The 17,992-nt window shown below is 30.5% G+C and carries 19 protein-coding genes and 1 pseudogene; all 20 read right to left on the reverse strand.

The genetic code is table 11. From position 1 onward, the window contains the following. Window positions 1-67 precede the first annotated feature (67 nt). Window positions 68-787, reverse strand: a complete 720-nt coding sequence (locus JG776_RS07835; protein ID WP_291966328.1) for a DUF881 domain-containing protein — start codon at window positions 785-787, stop codon at window positions 68-70. A 4-nt stretch (window positions 788-791) separates the two neighbouring features. Then, on the reverse strand, window positions 792-1,148 hold the full coding sequence (locus JG776_RS07840) for a small basic family protein (RefSeq protein ID WP_291966330.1): 357 nt from the start codon (window positions 1,146-1,148) through the stop codon (window positions 792-794). A gap of 4 nt (window positions 1,149-1,152) precedes the next feature. Then, on the reverse strand, window positions 1,153-1,857 hold the full coding sequence (locus tag JG776_RS07845; RefSeq protein WP_291966332.1) for a DUF881 domain-containing protein: 705 nt from the start codon (window positions 1,855-1,857) through the stop codon (window positions 1,153-1,155). Between the two features lie 4 nt (window positions 1,858-1,861). Then, entirely contained in the window at window positions 1,862-2,602 is a 741-nt protein-coding gene (locus JG776_RS07850) for an FtsQ-type POTRA domain-containing protein (protein ID WP_291966334.1), read from the reverse strand. 52 nt (window positions 2,603-2,654) lie between these two features. Further along, the gene (murG, locus tag JG776_RS07855) at window positions 2,655-3,755 is read right to left on the reverse strand and encodes an undecaprenyldiphospho-muramoylpentapeptide beta-N-acetylglucosaminyltransferase (protein WP_291966336.1); all 1,101 of its coding nucleotides are present in this window, start codon (window positions 3,753-3,755) and stop codon (window positions 2,655-2,657) included. Window position 3,756: 1 nt separating this feature from the next. After that, entirely contained in the window at window positions 3,757-4,869 is a 1,113-nt protein-coding gene (gene ftsW / locus JG776_RS07860) for a putative lipid II flippase FtsW (RefSeq protein WP_291966338.1), read from the reverse strand. 10 nt (window positions 4,870-4,879) lie between these two features. Beyond that, window positions 4,880-5,839: a phospho-N-acetylmuramoyl-pentapeptide-transferase gene (mraY, locus tag JG776_RS07865; RefSeq protein ID WP_291966340.1), complete on the reverse strand. Its 960-nt coding sequence runs from the start codon at window positions 5,837-5,839 to the stop codon at window positions 4,880-4,882. Between the two features lie 10 nt (window positions 5,840-5,849). Continuing rightward, window positions 5,850-7,214, reverse strand: a complete 1,365-nt coding sequence (gene murF / locus JG776_RS07870; protein WP_291966365.1) for a UDP-N-acetylmuramoyl-tripeptide--D-alanyl-D-alanine ligase — start codon at window positions 7,212-7,214, stop codon at window positions 5,850-5,852. Beyond that, window positions 7,203-8,645 (reverse strand): annotated as a pseudogene (locus JG776_RS07875) (UDP-N-acetylmuramoyl-L-alanyl-D-glutamate--2,6-diaminopimelate ligase); the annotation flags it as partial. The pseudogene JG776_RS07875 and the gene murF, both read right to left, overlap by 12 nt. Before the next feature lie 58 nt (window positions 8,646-8,703). Further along, entirely contained in the window at window positions 8,704-10,851 is a 2,148-nt protein-coding gene (locus tag JG776_RS07880; RefSeq protein WP_291966342.1) for a stage V sporulation protein D, read from the reverse strand. A gap of 22 nt (window positions 10,852-10,873) precedes the next feature. Beyond that, complete coding sequence (locus JG776_RS07885) at window positions 10,874-11,338, reverse strand: hypothetical protein (protein WP_291966344.1); 465 nt, start codon at window positions 11,336-11,338, stop codon at window positions 10,874-10,876. Between the two features lie 29 nt (window positions 11,339-11,367). After that, window positions 11,368-12,297, reverse strand: a complete 930-nt coding sequence (rsmH, locus tag JG776_RS07890; RefSeq protein WP_291966346.1) for a 16S rRNA (cytosine(1402)-N(4))-methyltransferase RsmH — start codon at window positions 12,295-12,297, stop codon at window positions 11,368-11,370. Between the two features lie 19 nt (window positions 12,298-12,316). After that, a complete protein-coding gene (gene mraZ / locus JG776_RS07895; protein ID WP_027308728.1) occupies window positions 12,317-12,745 on the reverse strand; it encodes a division/cell wall cluster transcriptional repressor MraZ in 429 nt (142 codons plus the stop codon). A 147-nt stretch (window positions 12,746-12,892) separates the two neighbouring features. Further along, a complete protein-coding gene (locus JG776_RS07900; RefSeq protein ID WP_291966348.1) occupies window positions 12,893-13,048 on the reverse strand; it encodes an aspartyl-phosphate phosphatase Spo0E family protein in 156 nt (51 codons plus the stop codon). Between the two features lie 127 nt (window positions 13,049-13,175). Continuing rightward, window positions 13,176-13,394 (reverse strand): hypothetical protein, encoded by a 219-nt coding sequence (locus JG776_RS07905; RefSeq protein WP_291966350.1) that lies wholly within the window; start codon window positions 13,392-13,394, stop codon window positions 13,176-13,178. A 46-nt stretch (window positions 13,395-13,440) separates the two neighbouring features. Beyond that, entirely contained in the window at window positions 13,441-14,100 is a 660-nt protein-coding gene (locus JG776_RS07910) for a hypothetical protein (RefSeq protein ID WP_291966352.1), read from the reverse strand. Window positions 14,101-14,109: 9 nt separating this feature from the next. Next, on the reverse strand, window positions 14,110-15,018 hold the full coding sequence (locus JG776_RS07915) for a hypothetical protein (RefSeq protein WP_291966354.1): 909 nt from the start codon (window positions 15,016-15,018) through the stop codon (window positions 14,110-14,112). A 125-nt stretch (window positions 15,019-15,143) separates the two neighbouring features. After that, complete coding sequence (locus tag JG776_RS07920; RefSeq protein WP_291966356.1) at window positions 15,144-15,923, reverse strand: hypothetical protein; 780 nt, start codon at window positions 15,921-15,923, stop codon at window positions 15,144-15,146. A gap of 35 nt (window positions 15,924-15,958) precedes the next feature. Continuing rightward, the gene (locus tag JG776_RS07925) at window positions 15,959-16,849 is read right to left on the reverse strand and encodes a DUF6385 domain-containing protein (RefSeq protein ID WP_291966358.1); all 891 of its coding nucleotides are present in this window, start codon (window positions 16,847-16,849) and stop codon (window positions 15,959-15,961) included. An 11-nt stretch (window positions 16,850-16,860) separates the two neighbouring features. Continuing rightward, on the reverse strand, window positions 16,861-17,700 hold the full coding sequence (locus JG776_RS07930) for a DNRLRE domain-containing protein (RefSeq protein ID WP_291966360.1): 840 nt from the start codon (window positions 17,698-17,700) through the stop codon (window positions 16,861-16,863). Between the last annotated feature and the right edge of the window lie 292 nt (window positions 17,701-17,992).

Genomic DNA, 17,992 nt, shown 5'->3' on the forward strand with positions numbered 1-17,992 from the left:
AAATTTTATTTTACTATTTAATTATCGTAACATTTTTAAAAAAATTTAGTCTAAACTATAATAATTTTTATCTTTTTATTTTTAAGTATTTAGGTTCAATATCTTCATTAACACCCTTTATTGTAATTTCATCCTGCTTTATTAAATTCAATTTCAATCCTCTCAATTCCATTGTTTTATACCAGCTATCAGGATTATACATAGCATAGTAAAGTGCATCTTTATCACCTATTGCTTTAATTGTAAAGGGTGGTGTTATATAATTCCCGTTTATCATAATAATAGGACCTTCACAGGTTATTGAGGTATTAGCAACTACTCTATACCCATTAACTTCAATTGCTTCTGCATTTGCATTTTTTAAATCAACAATAAGCTGTCTTAAATCAAAATCATGTACTATACTATTCCATAATTCAAAGTCATTTAAGTAAGTACTCCTTCGTGCATCATCAACCTTTACTTCTATTCCTGGTCCCTTAACCTGCTCCATTCCTGATAACATTTTGGCCTCTTCATATTCCTTTTTTAAAGATTCGAGTATTGTTTTTGTCCTTTTTTCACTTGTAGTATATTGATTATATTTTACCTGAAGTTCAACTAAATTTTTAGATAGTGCTGCCACTTCTCTATTTAATGTGAAATTTTCGTGTTTAAGTCTTTGATAATCCCTATAAGTCAAAAACATTGTTTTAGTTGGAGTAGATTTAACTAAAAAAGATGTAATTACAATACCAGTAAATATACCTGACATCATAAGGAGAAGTTTTGATTCATTAAATTTCATTTCACTACTCCTCCTTTTCCTTCATCTTACTCCCTATCTTTTCCAATATCATTCTTCTTATAAGGGCAAAGTTATTAAAAATTCTACTTCCAAATACCACAACAGCTGCCAAGTAAATAGGTACATTTAATGCATCCCCAAGATAAGTTAGTCCTATAGCAAGTACAATATTACTAAAAAAACCTGATATAAATATATCCGAATCAAACTTTTTTTCAAGGGATGCCCTTGCCCCTCCAAAAACAGAATCAAGGGCTGCAAGTATTGCTACTGGAATATAGGCAGTAAATGAATTTGGAATATCTATCTTCAAAAATATACCTAACAAAACACCTATAAAAAGTCCTATTAAAGGTATCATCTCATCACCTTCCTGGTTTAGCATATTTAAATTCTATCTTTTTATTGTACTTTAATACTTTAACATTATCTGACTTTTCAATTGTATAGGCTATTCTATCTGCATTTTGTTCTAAAATATTTCCGGGCATTTTAAATGCACCTTCTAATATACTTGGATCTCCTATAGCCTTTATAACAAACTTATCCTGTGGACTAAATTTTGTGTCATTTATTTTTATAAACGCACCTGCCTCTCTTATTTGAGTTCTTGCTATATATCTTTCTTCATTTATTGATATTGCCTCTGCACCAGATGAGTTTAATTCATTTATAATATCTAAAATATCAGTAGCATAAACTTGGTTTATATAATTATTTTTAACATTATCTACTGGAGAAATTGTAATAACAATACCTTGACCCTCAGCATCATTAAGTCCCGCCAAGACTCTTAAATTATCAAGCTCGTTTTTTAACTTTTCAGCAGCCTCATTACCTATTGTAACTGATTTTTCCATTTCATCAATTTTTGATTGATACTCTCTAACCTTCAAATCCAATTCTTCCTTTTGCTTTTTTAAAAGTTCGTTTTGCTTAACTAAGTCACTTATTTGTCTTGTATCAACAATTTTGGTCTTTGAATAAGAAATTCTATACTGATAAGTTACCATAAAACCTAATATAAGACAAATAAAGGCTAAACTCAACTGTGATTTTAATTTTTTCATCTAATCACCTCTTTTCGTTAAATACAGCTGTTCCATCAGAACTTATATCTATAGTCCCCTTCTTACCATTTAATTCTGAACTTTTCAAAAGAGTCATCGCAAAGGAAAGTTTATATTCTAAATTAGAACAATCTCCTACACATATATTAATTCCACTTTTTGTTACAATATTAACATTATAAGGATCTTTAACATCTACCTTCTCAATTTGGGACTTTATATCTGGATACGAAAAAATCTTTAATACCTCAACAATACTTTTTAATTTTATAGTATCACTGGTAACATATTCATTAAACACATATTCCTTAGCATCAATTCCTTCTATATATATAAGCTTGCCATTAGGAAATTGGTTTATAGTATGAACCATTCTTCCTTCACTATCAATATCTACAAAATAATTTTTTACTCTTATAATTCCCTTTATATCCTTTTCTTCAATTGTCAATAAAATCTTTGAAGGAAGTTTTTTATTTATTTTTACGTCTTTAACGTAGGGATTATTTAAAATATTCATTTTTACTCTATCTTTATCTAAAAAAAATATATTTTCTCCTATTACATTTGCTAAAATGATAGCCTCATCCCTTGATATCAAATTATTATTTTTAACTTCAACTTCCTTTATTTTAAAATAATCTGATTTTAATGAAATTACAACTGTAATTGAAAGAATTATAAAAATGATTAAAAATGATAAAAACCTTTTTTGTTTTTGTCTTTTAATAAGTTTTTCCTCCATAACACCATCCCTTGTATTTTAATAAATTTGTTGCAGGATAATTCCTACAACATTATTTTTTAATTTCTTCTATAAGATTTACTATATTATCTGCAGCATCAATTTTTGAAAGTTTTTTTGATGCATTAGACATATTCATTAGTATCTCTTTATTTTTAACTATATTTAATACCTGTTCCTTTAATATATCATTTTTTAGTTCTGATTCTTTTATTATAATACAGGCACCTTTTTCTTCTAATGCTCTTGCATTATATTCCTGATGATTATTCGCAACATAAGGGGAAGGTATTAAAATTGACGGTTTTCCTAATGCAGTTATCTCAGATATAATGGTAGCACCTGCCCTACTTATAATCAAATCTGAGGCTGCTAATGCATCCTGCATATTATACACATATGGTAAAATTTTTATTCCCTTCATATTGTTTATTTGATATTTAGTATTTACTTTATGAATTACATCATTGTAATTTTTTTCACCTGTTATAAATATAAGCTGTATATCGTTCCTATACAGTTCATGTATAATATCAACAACTGCACTATTTATATTTTTTGCCCCTCTACTTCCGCCGACCACTAAAACAATTGGCTTATTTTTCTCAAGCCCCATTGACAAAATTGCCTGTTCTTTGTTGGCCACAAGTATCTGTTTCCTTATTGGATTTCCTGTATACACAACCTTATTCTTAGGAAAATATTTTTCAGATTCCCTAAATGTTATAGCAATTTTATCAACAAAGTGTGAAAGAATCTTATTGGTAACACCTGGAAAAGCATTCTGTTCGTGAATTATTGTTGGTATCCCCTTTAGTGCCGCCTGCATTACCACAGGACCACATACATAGCCTCCAGTTCCAATAACCACATCTGGCTTAAACTCATTTATAATTTTACCAGCCTTACCAAATCCTCTTAATACCTTAATTAACGACTTAAAGGTACCAAAAGAAAGTCTTTTATTAAGTCCCTCAACAGGTATAAGCTTAATTTTAAATCCTTCCTTTGGAACTAATTTTCCTTCAAGTCCATTTTCGCTTCCAACAAAAATTATCTCTGCACCCTTATATTTTTCCTGTATTTTTTTTGCTATTGCTACACCAGGGTATATATGTCCTCCTGTACCCCCACCAGTAATTATCACCTTCATATCACTCAACTCCATCCTCTGTTATATATCTTGAGATATTTAATAGTATTCCAAGCCCTGCCATTGTAAAAAGTAACGATGAACCACCATAACTAATTAATGGTAGTGTGACACCAGTAACTGGCATAAAAGAAGATACAACTAAAAAGTTAACAGATGATTGAACTGCTATTATTGATGTAATTCCTAATGCTACAAGGCTCCCAAATTTATCTTTACATTTAATTGCAATTCTAATTCCTCTCCATATAAGCACAGAAAAGCATAAGATTATAAAGAAGGTAGCAATAAACCCTAATTCCTCTCCAATTATAGCAAATATAAAATCATTTTGTGCTTCTGGTATATAATAAAATTTCTGCTTTGAGAGGCCAAGTCCTCTACCAAACAATCCTCCAGCCCCCAATGCATAAAGGGACTGAATTGCTTGATATCCTGTTCCTAATTTATCAGCCCACGGATTTAAAAATCCAGTCAATCTATTCATTCTATAGGGTTCTTTAAAAATAGCAACTATTGCTAAAACCACACCTACTAAAAACAAAAGAATCATATGCCTTATCTTTGCACCACCTGCAAATAATAAGATAAGCGATACAGTAGCAATTATAACCGATGTACTCATATTAGGTTCTTTAATTATTAAAATTACAAAAATCCCCATAATAACAAGTCCTGGAAATAACCCTTTAAAAAAGCTTTTCATTTTATCTTGACCTTTTTTTTCAATCATATTAGCCAAAAATAAAACTATAAAAATCTTTGCTATCTCAGATGGCTGAATTTTTGCAAATCCAAACCCCAGCCATCTTCTTGCCCCCTTAACAGGTGGAAAAAAGAAAACTCCTATTAACATAAGTATTACAATAAAAAATCCAAAAATTAAGATGTTTTTATTTCTCCAAAACCTATAATCTATATTTGATGTAAACAACATAACAATAATTCCTAAAACTGCCCATATACTTTGTCTAATCAAGAAATAGTGTGGATTACCATAATATATCTCTCCTTCAGGCATACTGGCACTAAAAACCATAGAAATACCTATGGAAAGTAATATAAGTATATCTGCAAAGAGGACAAAGTCAATAGGACCTTTTTTTTTCTTCATGCTAAACCCCCTAAAAACTAATTGCTAAAAAACCAATTAAACAAAATATAGCAGTAAATATACTAAACCAAGCAACAATCTTAGTTTCATGCCAACCTAACTGTTCATAGTGATGATGAAGTGGTGCCATTTTAAATACTCTTTTCTTTGTTAGTTTAAAACTAACAACCTGAATTATTACTGAAAGTGTCTCAACAACATATATTAGCCCAACTATTACTATTATGAAGGGCATCTTTAATAAAATTGCAAGTGCAGATATAGCACCACCTAAAGCAAGGGATCCTGTATCTCCCATAAAGACCTGTGCTGGATATGCATTATATTTTAAAAATCCTAAAAGCCCTCCTGCAAGGGCACCACAAAACAATGATAGATCCTGCCTTTTTAATCCATAGGTCACAATAGCAAAGAAAACACAGATAATTAAAGTAACACTGGCTGCTAAACCATCTAATCCATCAGTTAAGTTAACTGCATTAGTAGTTCCCACAACAACAAAAACCATAAATGGTATATAGAAACTACCTAAATTAATAAATTTAGTTGTATATGGTATATGCACCATACTTCCAATCTCAGGATTGTTATAGGCATAAATTGAAAGAATTAATGCAAAGGTTATTTGACCTATTAATTTTTGATAGGCCCTTAATCCTAAGTTCTGCTTTCGAATTATCTTCAAACTATCGTCAAGAAGCCCTATAAAACCATATCCAACAGTTGTAATCAACGCAATCCATAGTGCACTGCTTATTTTTGAAGAAAGAGCCAATACTGATATTATTAAACTTATTATAAACATCAGTCCACCCATCGTTGGTGTTCCAGCCTTTTTAAGATGGCTTTTTGGTCCCTCCTCTCTAATATTTTGTCCAAACTTAAATATCTTAAGAAGAGGGATAACTATTGGTCCTATCAAAAGTACAATTACAAAAGAAAGTATTGTAGCAAAAATCGTAAGCTCCATGTTTACAACCTCACTTCCTATGCTCTTTTAAATTGTCAGATATATACTCAAGCTCCATACCTCTTGAAGCCTTTATTAAAATAATATCATTTCCTTTAACATTACTTTTAATAAAATTTAGTGCCTCCTCTTTAGTTTTAAAATAATAGGATTCAATTTTATTTTCAGCTTTTTCATAGTAATATTTTGCATAATCACCAATTGCAACTAACATATCACACTTATTCGCAGCATATCCTCCAACTTCCTTATGTAACTCAACTGAATACTCTCCAAGTTCAAACATATCTCCTAAGACTGCAATTTTTCTTCCCTTAAACTTACTTAAAACATCTAATGCAGCCTTCATAGAATCTGGATTAGCATTATAGCAGTCAATTATTAGCTTAATATCCTGCTCTAATTCAACAATGTTCATTCTCATATTACCGGGATTAAATACTAAAATTCCATTATATATTTCTTCATAATTTAAACCTAAAATATCTCCTACTGCTATTGCAGATAAGGCATTATATATGTTGTGTGTTCCTGGTAGTACAACTTTAAATTTTCTTTCAATACCTGATAATAAGCATTTAAATTCCATTCCCTCAGAACCTAAATCTATTATATCATAAGCTTTATATTCAGCATTATTATTAATTGCAAATTTAACGACTTTATATTTATCTGTCACTACTTTATTTAGCATATCATCATCAGCATTTATTATCAATATGTTATCCTCTTTAAAAAATGTAGTTATTTCCATTTTAGCCTTTAGTATATTTTCCCTACTTCCTAATTTTTCAATATGTGCTGTTCCTATATTACTAATCACAGCAATATTAGGATTTGCTACATATGCTGAACTTTCAATCTCTCCAAAACGGTCCATTCCCATTTCTAAAACAGCTGCTTTATGATTTGGATTTAGATTTAAAACTGTCATTGGTATTCCTATCTCATTATTAAAATTTTTTTCTGTCTTTAATACATTTAACTTTTGGGATAAAACTGAAGCAATCATCTCCTTAATTGTTGTTTTACCACTACTTCCAGTAACCGCAACAACAGGAATATCATATCTTAACCTATAATATTTTGCTATTTCTTTATAGGCCCTTAATGTGTCGTCCACTAAAATTTGAGGTATATCCACATTTGAATCTAACTTTGAAACTACAGCACATAAAGCACCTTTTTCTTTAACTTCCTTTATAAAATTATGCCCATCAAATCTTTCTCCAATAAGTGCGACAAAAACATCACCCTCTTCAATTCTTCTACTGTCTGTTTGTATTTTATTTACTTTTATTTTTGTATCCTTTATATTATGTGTTTTTCCCTTTGTAGCTGTAATAATATCCTCAAGAGTTACTACTTCCTTCAAAATATCCTCTACAATTTTTCTTTCATCAAATTCTATAACTTTGTCCTTAAGTATTTGATATTTTTCATGTCCTTTTCCAGCAATCACTATTACATCACCCTTCAATGAATTTTTTATGGCATATTCAATTGCCTTCCTTCTATCTTCAATTATAACATACTTACAATTAGTAGTATCAATACCAGGTATAATATCTTTTATTATATCCTGTGGTTCTTCACTTCTTGGGTTATCAGATGTTATAATACAAAAATCAGAAAGTAGCCCTGCAGCCTTGCCCATAAGCGGTCTTTTTCCTCTGTCTCTATCGCCTCCACATCCAAATACAGTAATTAACCTTCCTCTTGTATATTCCCTTGCAGCTTTTAATATATTTTCTATTCCATCAGGAGTATGTGCATAATCAATTACAATTGTGGAGCCTATATTACAACTAATTTTTTCACTTCTACCAGGTACTGATTTTAATTTTTCAACTCCCTTTACTGCAACTTCAATAGGAATATTTAATGAAACTGCTGCAGCTATGCTTCCTAATGCATTATAAACATTAAATTTACCTGGCAGATGTAGTTTTACTCTTCTAATATAATTATCTAATATTAAATCAAATTCTGTCCCATCTGAATCTATTATTAAATTCTTTGCCATAATATCTGCTTTATTATCTATTCCAAATGTTATTATCTTTTTATTTTTAAATAAACCCAAAGCTTTTTTTCCATATTCATCATCAATATTTATAACACAATATTCACTACAATTAATCAATTTCATTTTTGCATTAAAATAATTTTCCATAGTCCCATGAAAATCTAAGTGATCCTGTGTTAAGTTTGTAAAAATACCTACTTTAAAGTTTATTCCATAAACCCTTTTTAACTCAAGGGAATGCGATGAAACCTCCATAATACAATGGGTAATATTATTTTGTTTCATTTCATAAAAATACCTTTGTAAATCTAAAGATTCGGGGGTAGTTCTTTTAGCTTCTTCTATTTTATCTCCAATTATTTCATATATTGTACCTAATAGGGCTGTTTTTTTATTGAACTCATCTAAAATTGATTTAATCATAAATGTAGTTGTAGTCTTACCATTTGTACCAGTAACACCAATAACCTCTAAAGAATTTAAAGGTGTACCATAAAATTTAGCTGAAATAGCTGCCATAGCTTCTCTTGTATCCTTTACCTTCACAACTGTAATATCATTACCAACAAAAACATCCTTTGAAACAACTACTGCCCTTGCACCCTTCTCTACAGCTTCCTTTATAAATAAGTGTCCATCTGTTTTAAACCCCTCAATACAGAAAAAAAGGCTATCATTTGTAACATCACTACTTGCATATGATAGTTGTCTTATCTCTACATCTTCTCCCTGTAACAGCTCAAAATCCAACCCATCAAGCAGATAAAAAAGATTCATAAATACACCCCCTTTAATTTTTTAGCACAATATGGAATACCATATTGTGCTAAATTTATTAATCCTCCGGCTGTTCTAATAGTACATTTATTGTAGTGTTTTTATCAACCTCTTGTCCAGGTAAAATATCCTGTGTTGCTCCAATACCATCACCTGAAATATTAACTTTTATTCCCAGAGCTTTAGCAAGTTCCGTAATTTCCTTTTTAGTCATATTCTTAAAATCAGGAACAACCACCTTTAAATCTTTGTTTTGTTCGTATCCCATATATAAAGTTATCCTTGTATTTTGTTTTACAGAAACTCCAGGCTTTGGACTCATATCATAAACTATATCTCCATTTCCTTGCTTCTCATAGTCAATCTTATTTTGTTTTAGAATATTGACAGCCTCGTTCAATTTTAAACCTCTAATTTCTGGTAAAACCACTTCGGGTATTATTACTTCAACACTATCTGGTTCAATATTTAAGTATTTAACTATATCTTCGATTATAATCTTTGCAAGAGGTGCAGCTGTACTACCTGCATAATAGTTTGTAGGATCTGGTTCATCTATTGATACTAAAATAGTAAATCTTGGATTGTTAGCAGGAACAATTGCACCAAAGGATGAAATATACTTACCTGGCTCATAACCTGATTTTGGGTTTTGTGCAACCTTTTGTGCAGTACCAGTTTTTCCTCCAACGTGATACCCTTCTAAATATGCCTTCTTTGCTCCTCCCTTTGATACGACGAGTTCCAACAAATTTCTTAATTCCACAGCCGTCTCCTTTGAAATTACTTGTTTTATAACCTGAGGTTTGTATTCTTTAATAACAGATGTATTTCCATCCTCATCGATATATAACACCTTTTTTAAAAAGTGAGGCCTCATCATTACACCATCGTTTGCAATTGCAGATAATGCTGTAATATACTGAATTCCTGTTACTGCAACACCTTGACCAAAGGCTTGGTTTGCTGTTTCCACAGGTCCCATACTTGATACCGGAATCAATATACCCTTTTCTTCACCTGGAAAATCTATACCAGTTTTTTGGCCAAATCCAAATTGTGCAAAATACTTACGAAGCCTTTGTGCACCAAGTTCAATACCTAACTCCATAAAGCCTACATTACAAGAATTTTGTAGAATTTCAGCAAATGTTTGAGTACCGTGTCCTGAAGTTTTCCAACATTTTATTCTTCTTCCTGCAACCACCTTGCCTCCTGTACATACATATTTACTGTTTTCGTTTACTATATTTTCCTCAAGTGCTGCAGCAGCAGTATATACCTTCAAAATAGAACCTGGCTCAAAATTTTCTTGAACCATTCTATTTCTCCAACTATCCATTGCCTCCTGAAGATCTTTACCAGCAATTGGATTATTAGGATCATAATCCGGTTTGTTCGCCATAGCAAGAATTTCTCCTGTCTTAGGGTCCATAACTATTGCACTTATTCTCTTTGCTTTATATTCCTCAAGTCCTTGTTCTAAAGCCCTCTCAACAAAAAATTGAATTGACTGATCTATCGTTAAAACTAAATCATATCCATTTTTAGGCGGAATATAGGTAGGTGCATCATAGGGCAACTCTCTGTGATATGCATCACCCTGTATAATTAATCTACCAAATTTTCCTTTTAACTCTTTATTATAATACATCTCAATTCCTGATCTTCCATCACCATCTGCGTTTGTAGTTCCCAAAACATGTGCTAAAAAATTGCCATTAGGATAGTATCGCTTTGTATCCTCAGATACTATTACCCCTGGCAACTTTAGTTCTCTTATTTTATTTCCTATGTCTTTATCAATTCTTCTTTTTAGTATAACAGCATTATAATTCATATTTAATTTTTTCAAAATACTATCTTGACTTAATTCAAGTAGAGGAGCTAATTTTCTTGCCATCTCCTCTTTAGTGATTTTGTTATTTTTAACTGCATCATTTACATCCTTTAAAACCACATCAACTCTACTTACATTTCCACTTAAAGCCAGAACATTTCCATTTCTATCCAAAATCTTTCCCCTTTTTGCTTCAATAATAATTTCATTTGTCCACTGTTCCTTTGCCATTCTCTGTAATTGGGGAGACCAAACAAGCTGAACCCAAGCATATCTTCCTACTATTACTGTTTGAACTATAATCATTATAATGTATATAACTACTATTCTCCTTTTCATCAACAGCGTTGTCCTTGACAAATACATCCCCCCTATGTTTATTAATAAATCAATGGATGAAACCTACAAACTTTTGAAATAACTTATAGGCTGTAACCTTTTTGTCTTCAGCAGAAGATAACATCTTGACATCAACGTATTTTACCTCTTCTGCCTTAGGATTTACCATATTGTATTTTTTTACAGCTTCACCTTCAATCTTTTTTATATTATTCTTAATAGCAAGTGACACCTGGAGATTCTCATTTTCCTTTTGTACCTGTGCAACTTGACTCTTTAATTCCCTAAGTTCATTATTCATATTATATATTAGTACAAACCTTGATAATGTAAATAATGAAAGTCCAAACATAAATACTATAAATCTTAATACCTTAAGTTTTGTCTTTAAATTTTTATTCTTATTCTTTTTAGGTTTTTCTACTTTTTTTACCTTCTTTTTCTCTTTAATCTCAACCTTATAGGCAACATTACCCTGCGTTTTATATCTATTCTTATTACTTGCCATTACCATAATTATTCACCCCCGCACACCTTTAGAACCTATATTTTTTGAGCTATTCTAAGTTTTGCACTTCTTGCTCTTGGATTATATTCTATTTCTTCATCTGATGGTATTATTGGTTTTTTTGTAATTATTTCAATATCTCCCCTCTTGCCACAAACACAAACCGGAAAGCTTGGCGGACATGTACAAGGATTTTGTCTATTCTTGAAAACATTTTTTACAATTCTATCCTCTAAGGAATGGAATGTTATTATACATAACCTTCCCCCACTTTTTAAAACATCCAAACAATCATTAACAGCATTTTCTAATATTTCAATCTCCTTATTAACTTCTATACGAATTGCTTGAAATGTTCTCTTTGCTGGATGTGGTCCTTCACGTCTTGCAGATGCAGGTATTGCAGATTTTATAACATCCACAAGCTCATAGGTTGTTTCAATCGGTTTTACACCTCTTTGTTTAACTATAAAATCTGCAATTCTTGAGGCCCATTTTTCTTCTCCATATTCCTTAAGAATATATATTAATTGTTCTTTTTTATAACCGTTAACAACATCATAGGCTGTTATATCCACTTCTCTATTCATTCTCATATCAAGCTTTGCATTATGCATATAACTAAATCCTCTATCTGGAGTGTCAAGCTGATATGATGAAACACCTAAATCAAGCAAAATACCATCAACAGCATCTATATTTTGTTCCTTTAAAACTTCCTTAATATTTGCAAAATTGTTATGTACAAACCTAACATTATTGAAATCTTTAAGCCTATCCATAGATGCTCTTAATGCATCCTTATCTTGGTCTATTCCAATAAGTAATCCTTCACTTAACCTTTTTACTATTTCACTTGAGTGACCAGCACCACCTAAAGTACCATCAACATATATACCATCGGGTTTTATATTTAAACCCTCAATACATTCCTGCAGCATAATTGAAATATGTTTAAATTCCATATTCATTACCACCTCGTTACTATATTCCAAGCTGTGACATCTTCTCTGCTATTTCATCGTAGTCTATATTTTGTTCATTGTATTCAAGCCACTTATCTTTACTCCAAATTTCAATTCTATTTGAAACCCCTATACTTACTATTTCCTTTTCTATATTTGCATATTCGATAAGATTTTGGGGAATTAATGCTCTACCTTGCTTGTCTATTTCAACCTCCGATGCTCCAGAAAAGAAAAATCTAACAAAGGCACGGGCGTCCTTATTTGTTAAAGGAAGTTGCTTCAACTTATCCTCAAGCTTCTTCCATTCATCAATAGGATAAACATATAGACAGCCATCGAGCCCCTTTGTAATTATAAACTTTCCACCTAAACCCTCTCTAAACTTTGCTGGAACAATCATTCTATTCTTGGCATCAAGTGCGTGACTATACTCCCCAATAAACATCTTATCCTCCACTTTTAAACCACTTTGCTCCACTTTTCACCACTACAATTATAATTCTATAATAAAAATAAAAATCCTTCCATAGTATTTTTATTTTTTTTCAAAAAAAATTTTTAGCCAAGGAAAATTCCTTGGCTAAATTGGTGATTAAGATGGAAGATAAGCATTATGAGTTGTCATATTATAATATTCAACTATAAGCTTATCTAATTCTTGGCTTAAATATAATACTTTATCTAATTTATTTGACAAAATTGCATTATATAACTCAATTCTTAAATTTTCGATTCTTTCCTTTAGCATTTTAAACCCCTCCCCCTTTATATTGTGGTGAAAAGTGGAGGTTCGCTTATATTTTACATCTTTTTCGAATATTTTGTCAATGATTAACTTATTTTTGCGAAAAAATTATTTAAAATAGAATTTGTTTCTACAATCTCTTTAAAATGTGTTCTGATTCGACTCTTTTCCCCAGGCCATTTAGTGCAATACCTATTGCTCCTAAGCTTGTAAACCTATCTAATTCTTCTGGGAGTCTTTGTAACGGCAATTCATCATAATTATAGTTAATAAAATCCTGCTCCTCTAAAATTGAAATAGGTTGAGAATAATCAAGATTATTAAAATTAAAAATGTCCTTGTGCTGCACAATATCACCCCTTTAAATTATTGTTTGCACAAGGACTAATATTATTCTATTTATTCTTCAATGTTTTTATAATCTTTGCCGCATCATCCTTAGTCCAGTCCTTTGATTTTTCCTTACCAGTTACTTTTTTAGTAAAATCCATAAGTTGTGTTTCCGACATCCCTTTATCCTTTGCAAGTTTTGCAATAAAGGCCTTTTGGCTTGCTGTAGCTAAATTCACCTTTATATTTGTACTTATCAACTCATCTAATTCCTCTATATCTTGTGTAAACATACCTGATGTCCTCGTTGCAGTTAATATAGCATCCACAAGTGCTCTCTTCTTTGAAAGCTTTAATACAGTATTTGCAACTCCATATGGATTCTGATTTAAAAACTTACTTTCTCTGCTATTGCAGGATCCTAATCCTTCTGAAACAATATTACCTAAACTATTTTTAAGAGTGCACTTACAAACATAATGAAAGATACCCTCTTTAAAGTCTTCTATCTTCTCTAAAATTTCAACCTGTACTGATAAATTAAGAAGTGAACATAGTTTTTCAGCTCCTGATTTTAATAAACTTGGCTTTGGGTATTCTGCTATCTTACCATAATCCTCTCCATCTTTAAAATTTTCCTTTATGTAATTTACTATTAATTGATAGGAATTTATCTCATTTTTTATATCCTCTTCTGTTAAAAAATTAAACATCTCCTTTTCCATTAAATCACCTCATTCTTTTTTAAAAATATCTAAATTATTATATGCAAGTTCTAAATAATCGAGCGTTCTTTTACAAGAAGTTTTTAACATTAACTCCTTTGATTTTAATATATTTAATACCGATGTTTTTATCCTGCACATACAAAGGAGTCTATTTAACTCTTCGCTATCCTTAAGCATTAGTGCATAGGAAATATACTTTTCACAATCCGAATAATTTCCCTTTAGAAAACATATCTTCGCATTTATTGTTAATACATTAAAATCAAATTTATAATCCCTATATTTATCATCTATTATCTGCAAACACAAATCATAATATTTATTCTTATAACAACTATCTAATATGTCATAAAAATTTATATCTTTTTTATCAAATATAAGTCTTTTCACATATCCTTCAACTTTACTATTTTTACTTCTTAAAAGCAACTTTATGATGGCTTCTAAATAAATACTTTTCCCTTTATATTCAGTGTTAAAATAAAAATAATTATGGGCATCTATTAACTCTGAAAGATTTTCTTTCTTAATTATTTCTACAAAATCCTTAAATTTTGTTAAATATAGATTGCTATCAAGAAGAACACAACAAATACCCAATGTTAAGAAAAATTCTTTATCTAAATATTTAAAATAAGTAAATATAAGGTCAAGACACCTACTAAATTCACCTATATGATAATAGGCAATAATTCTTGATTCTACAGATTCTAAATCATCTTCAAGAATACTATATTTTATAACCTCCTCCCACCTTGCAGTATCCCTAAGTCCCCTCATCATATTAATGTATAAATCCTTACCCTGTATATTTAAATTGTATCTTAAATATCTTTCTATCACATTTATATCAAAATTAAGAACCTTAAATATCTTGAACATCTTGTTTAAAAATATATATTCCTTTTTTGACATATATGCATAACTATAGTATTTTAAAGAGGTAGAATATTCCTCTAAAAAATAATAAACCTCTCCTAATTCATAATATGGAAAAAAGCTGTTACATCCCCACAAACCTATGTTAAAATCTTTAATTTTTAAACAGCTAAAAAATCTTCAACAGCTTCATTATAATTTCCAAGACTTTTATTTATCAATCCTGAAAAATAGAAGGAATCTCCATATTTTTTTTGTTTTAGTTCCTCAAGGAGCATTTTAGCTTCGATATACCTATTTTTATAAAAATATGATAAAGCCACTAATCTCTTAGTATATTCGTCTACACCCCTATGCTGTATTCCACTATATAGCTTTATTACATCATCAAACTCACAGGATAAATAGTGTAATTCCATACTATAAACAACAAAATCATAATTAGATAGATTATCTATATATTTGTTTAAACCTTTATATATATTTACATCTTCATCTTTAGAAGTTTTTTCATTTAAAATTATATCTAATGCCTCTAAATCGTCAGAAGTAACTCTTTTACCATTATAGCCTATGTATGTAATATTTCTTTTGTGAAGCCTTATTTGTTTTTCAACTACAATTCCCTCTGCTCTATTTTGAATTACATTAAAATAGTATGCATCCTTCTCAAGCTTTAAATTCTTCATATGTTCTATATCTGATATCTTCTCATTTGACATAATAAATAACACATATTCCCCAGTTACATAGGAAAGAACCATATTTTTTAATTTAGACATACTTCCATCAAAATTGATTTTTAAAATCCTAATATCCTTCCTATTGAACTCCTTTGAATTAATAGGTACATATATTATATCCTTAGATATACATTTTAGCTGTTTCACTAATTCATCTTCCAAATCACAAACCCCTAATATAACACACGTAATTGACATATATCCCCCTTTATCCCACCCTCCCACCCTTAATTTTAATATCTTGCTTGGAAATAAACATCCAATGTGGTTGATTGTCCACTATTAGTAGATTTATATCCAAGCCTTACATATCTTAAAAATTTACTTGGTATTATAAGTTCCTTTTCACCTGAATCTACTGTAACATCTGATATATGAGTAATTGCATCATCAGCATTATTAGTAGGACTTATTTCAACAACTATGGTTGCACTGTTGCTTCCTGTATTTTTAATATAAAAAACATAGTCAGAGTACATTGATACATCTATAAAACTAATATATGAGTAACTATCAGATGTGCTCAAATTGCTATTTAACTGACTTTCAAAGCTTCTCTTTGCAGTAACTATTTTTATTAAACCTTCACTATCTGTAGCTATCACCCTTTTATCTGTCCCATCATTTCCGTAAATTAAAATTGAATCCTGATTATAGGATAAATCCCTTATATCTAAATCGGTGTTGGTAATGTTAACATCTACATCACTTTCAATCGATGCAACCTCAATTCGTCCACTACTATCTGTTTTTATCTGTCTTTTATCAGTTCCATCGGTACCAAAAACAGAAACACTATCATCAGTTGTTAAATTTCTTATATCAAGGTCTGTCGACTGTACTGTCAATGTTTCATCAGATGTAATATAAATTTCACCATCACTATTTGTTTTTAATATTTTCATAGTAGTTCCGCCATCATTACTACCGTAGACTGCTACACCATCTTGACTACTTGATAGATTTCTAATATCCAAATCTGTTGCTGTTACATTTATTGGATTTTCAGTGGAAATTTGTAGCTTACCGTTTGAATCTACCTGTATAGGCGTAGTAACGCTTGATCCAAAAATCTGCACCTTAAGGTCACTTGCACTATTTGAAAAAACAGCATTATTAGGCATATATATCCCCCCTATTTATATACCTGATAAATAAATTTTATATTCACCCTTCCTTCACCATTTGTATATGTAGATATTCTATAGTATTTACCATAGTACTTTGGTACAAGAATTTCACATTGACTTATACAAACCCTCTTTTCAATATCTCTAACCCAAGTTAAACCATCTACACTTACATCAACACACACATCAACATCTTTATATCCTGTATTTTTTATAAAAAAACTACCTATAACCATTCTACTTACATCATAGACACTGCTATAACCGGTATTAATAAAATGTAAATCCATAGCCTCCTCTTTAACTTCTATAAACTTACCCTCATCATATACCCTTGGCTTTATAAAATTTATATATAGTTTTGGAACTGCAGAATACTGGCTACTTTTTGATGAACCAAAGGCTACAAGAGATTTTTTATTCTCTTCACATCTTAATAAAATACCTTTATTTATAACTTCACCACTCATCCACCTTTGTACAAAACTTGTTATGTTAATATTAATTAATCCATACTTTTTATAGGATATGTTTGTTCTAATATAGTCATTATAAAACTTAGGCTGCTGATTATATGTTGTGAAGTCACCAAAGTCCTCCTGTAGCATATAAACATATAAATTTTTGCTTAAACACTTAAAATAATCCTCAATCAAAAACAGCTGAAGTATTGCTGATGTTATAAAGGCATTATAGGGAAGAGAAGATATATCAAAGTATAAAAAACTTCTATATATAAAATTTCCATTAAAGCCACAAGAAATTATGTCTATGTTTATATTTTCATCCGGCCTTTCGTTTGTTATAGTTAATGATTTATCTGCTAAAAAAATTGCTTCACCCATACCACCACTCCTAATGCATTATATGTATCATATGCTTAAAAATTTAAAAAATACCTCTATTTTTTTAGATTTCATAATATATTAAAATAATTAAGGGGGGTTATAAACCACCCTCAGAATGCTGACAACCCCACTTGTTAGCTATAGTATGAAAAAGCCCCATGAAAGGATTTTATTAGGCTCTTTCATGAGTTTTAGCAATTCTTAGCTTTTCGACTTTGGAAAAGTCCGTAATTCGGCACAGGACGTGCCGAGCCGAGCGGCCATCAGGACGATGGCATCGCGAGGGTAG

The sequence above is a fragment of the Caloramator sp. genome (assembly GCF_020054765.1).
Lineage (GTDB): Bacteria > Bacillota > Clostridia > Clostridiales > Caloramatoraceae > Thermobrachium > Thermobrachium proteoclasticum.

Excerpts from the sequence above, each read along its gene's own strand:
- JG776_RS07900 (WP_291966348.1), bottom strand. The coding sequence starts at position 13,048 with ATGCTAAAGGAAAGAATCGAAAATTTAAGAATTGAGTTATATAATGCA.
- JG776_RS07850 (WP_291966334.1), bottom strand. The coding sequence starts at position 2,602 with ATGGAGGAAAAACTTATTAAAAGACAAAAACAAAAAAGGTTTTTATCA.
- JG776_RS07920 (WP_291966356.1), bottom strand. The coding sequence starts at position 15,923 with ATGTCAATTACGTGTGTTATATTAGGGGTTTGTGATTTGGAAGATGAA.
- ftsW (WP_291966338.1), bottom strand. The coding sequence starts at position 4,869 with ATGAAGAAAAAAAAAGGTCCTATTGACTTTGTCCTCTTTGCAGATATA.
- JG776_RS07835 (WP_291966328.1), bottom strand. The coding sequence starts at position 787 with ATGAAATTTAATGAATCAAAACTTCTCCTTATGATGTCAGGTATATTT.
- JG776_RS07880 (WP_291966342.1), bottom strand. The coding sequence starts at position 10,851 with ATGTATTTGTCAAGGACAACGCTGTTGATGAAAAGGAGAATAGTAGTT.
- JG776_RS07930 (WP_291966360.1), bottom strand. The coding sequence starts at position 17,700 with ATGGGTGAAGCAATTTTTTTAGCAGATAAATCATTAACTATAACAAAC.
- mraY (WP_291966340.1), bottom strand. The coding sequence starts at position 5,839 with ATGGAGCTTACGATTTTTGCTACAATACTTTCTTTTGTAATTGTACTT.
- JG776_RS07840 (WP_291966330.1), bottom strand. The coding sequence starts at position 1,148 with ATGATACCTTTAATAGGACTTTTTATAGGTGTTTTGTTAGGTATATTT.
- JG776_RS07885 (WP_291966344.1), bottom strand. The coding sequence starts at position 11,338 with ATGGTAATGGCAAGTAATAAGAATAGATATAAAACGCAGGGTAATGTT.
- mraZ (WP_027308728.1), bottom strand. The coding sequence starts at position 12,745 with ATGTTTATTGGGGAGTATAGTCACGCACTTGATGCCAAGAATAGAATG.
- murG (WP_291966336.1), bottom strand. The coding sequence starts at position 3,755 with ATGAAGGTGATAATTACTGGTGGGGGTACAGGAGGACATATATACCCT.
- JG776_RS07925 (WP_291966358.1), bottom strand. The coding sequence starts at position 16,849 with ATGCCTAATAATGCTGTTTTTTCAAATAGTGCAAGTGACCTTAAGGTG.
- JG776_RS07845 (WP_291966332.1), bottom strand. The coding sequence starts at position 1,857 with ATGAAAAAATTAAAATCACAGTTGAGTTTAGCCTTTATTTGTCTTATA.
- JG776_RS07915 (WP_291966354.1), bottom strand. The coding sequence starts at position 15,018 with ATGTCAAAAAAGGAATATATATTTTTAAACAAGATGTTCAAGATATTT.
- rsmH (WP_291966346.1), bottom strand. The coding sequence starts at position 12,297 with ATGGAATTTAAACATATTTCAATTATGCTGCAGGAATGTATTGAGGGT.
- JG776_RS07910 (WP_291966352.1), bottom strand. The coding sequence starts at position 14,100 with ATGGAAAAGGAGATGTTTAATTTTTTAACAGAAGAGGATATAAAAAAT.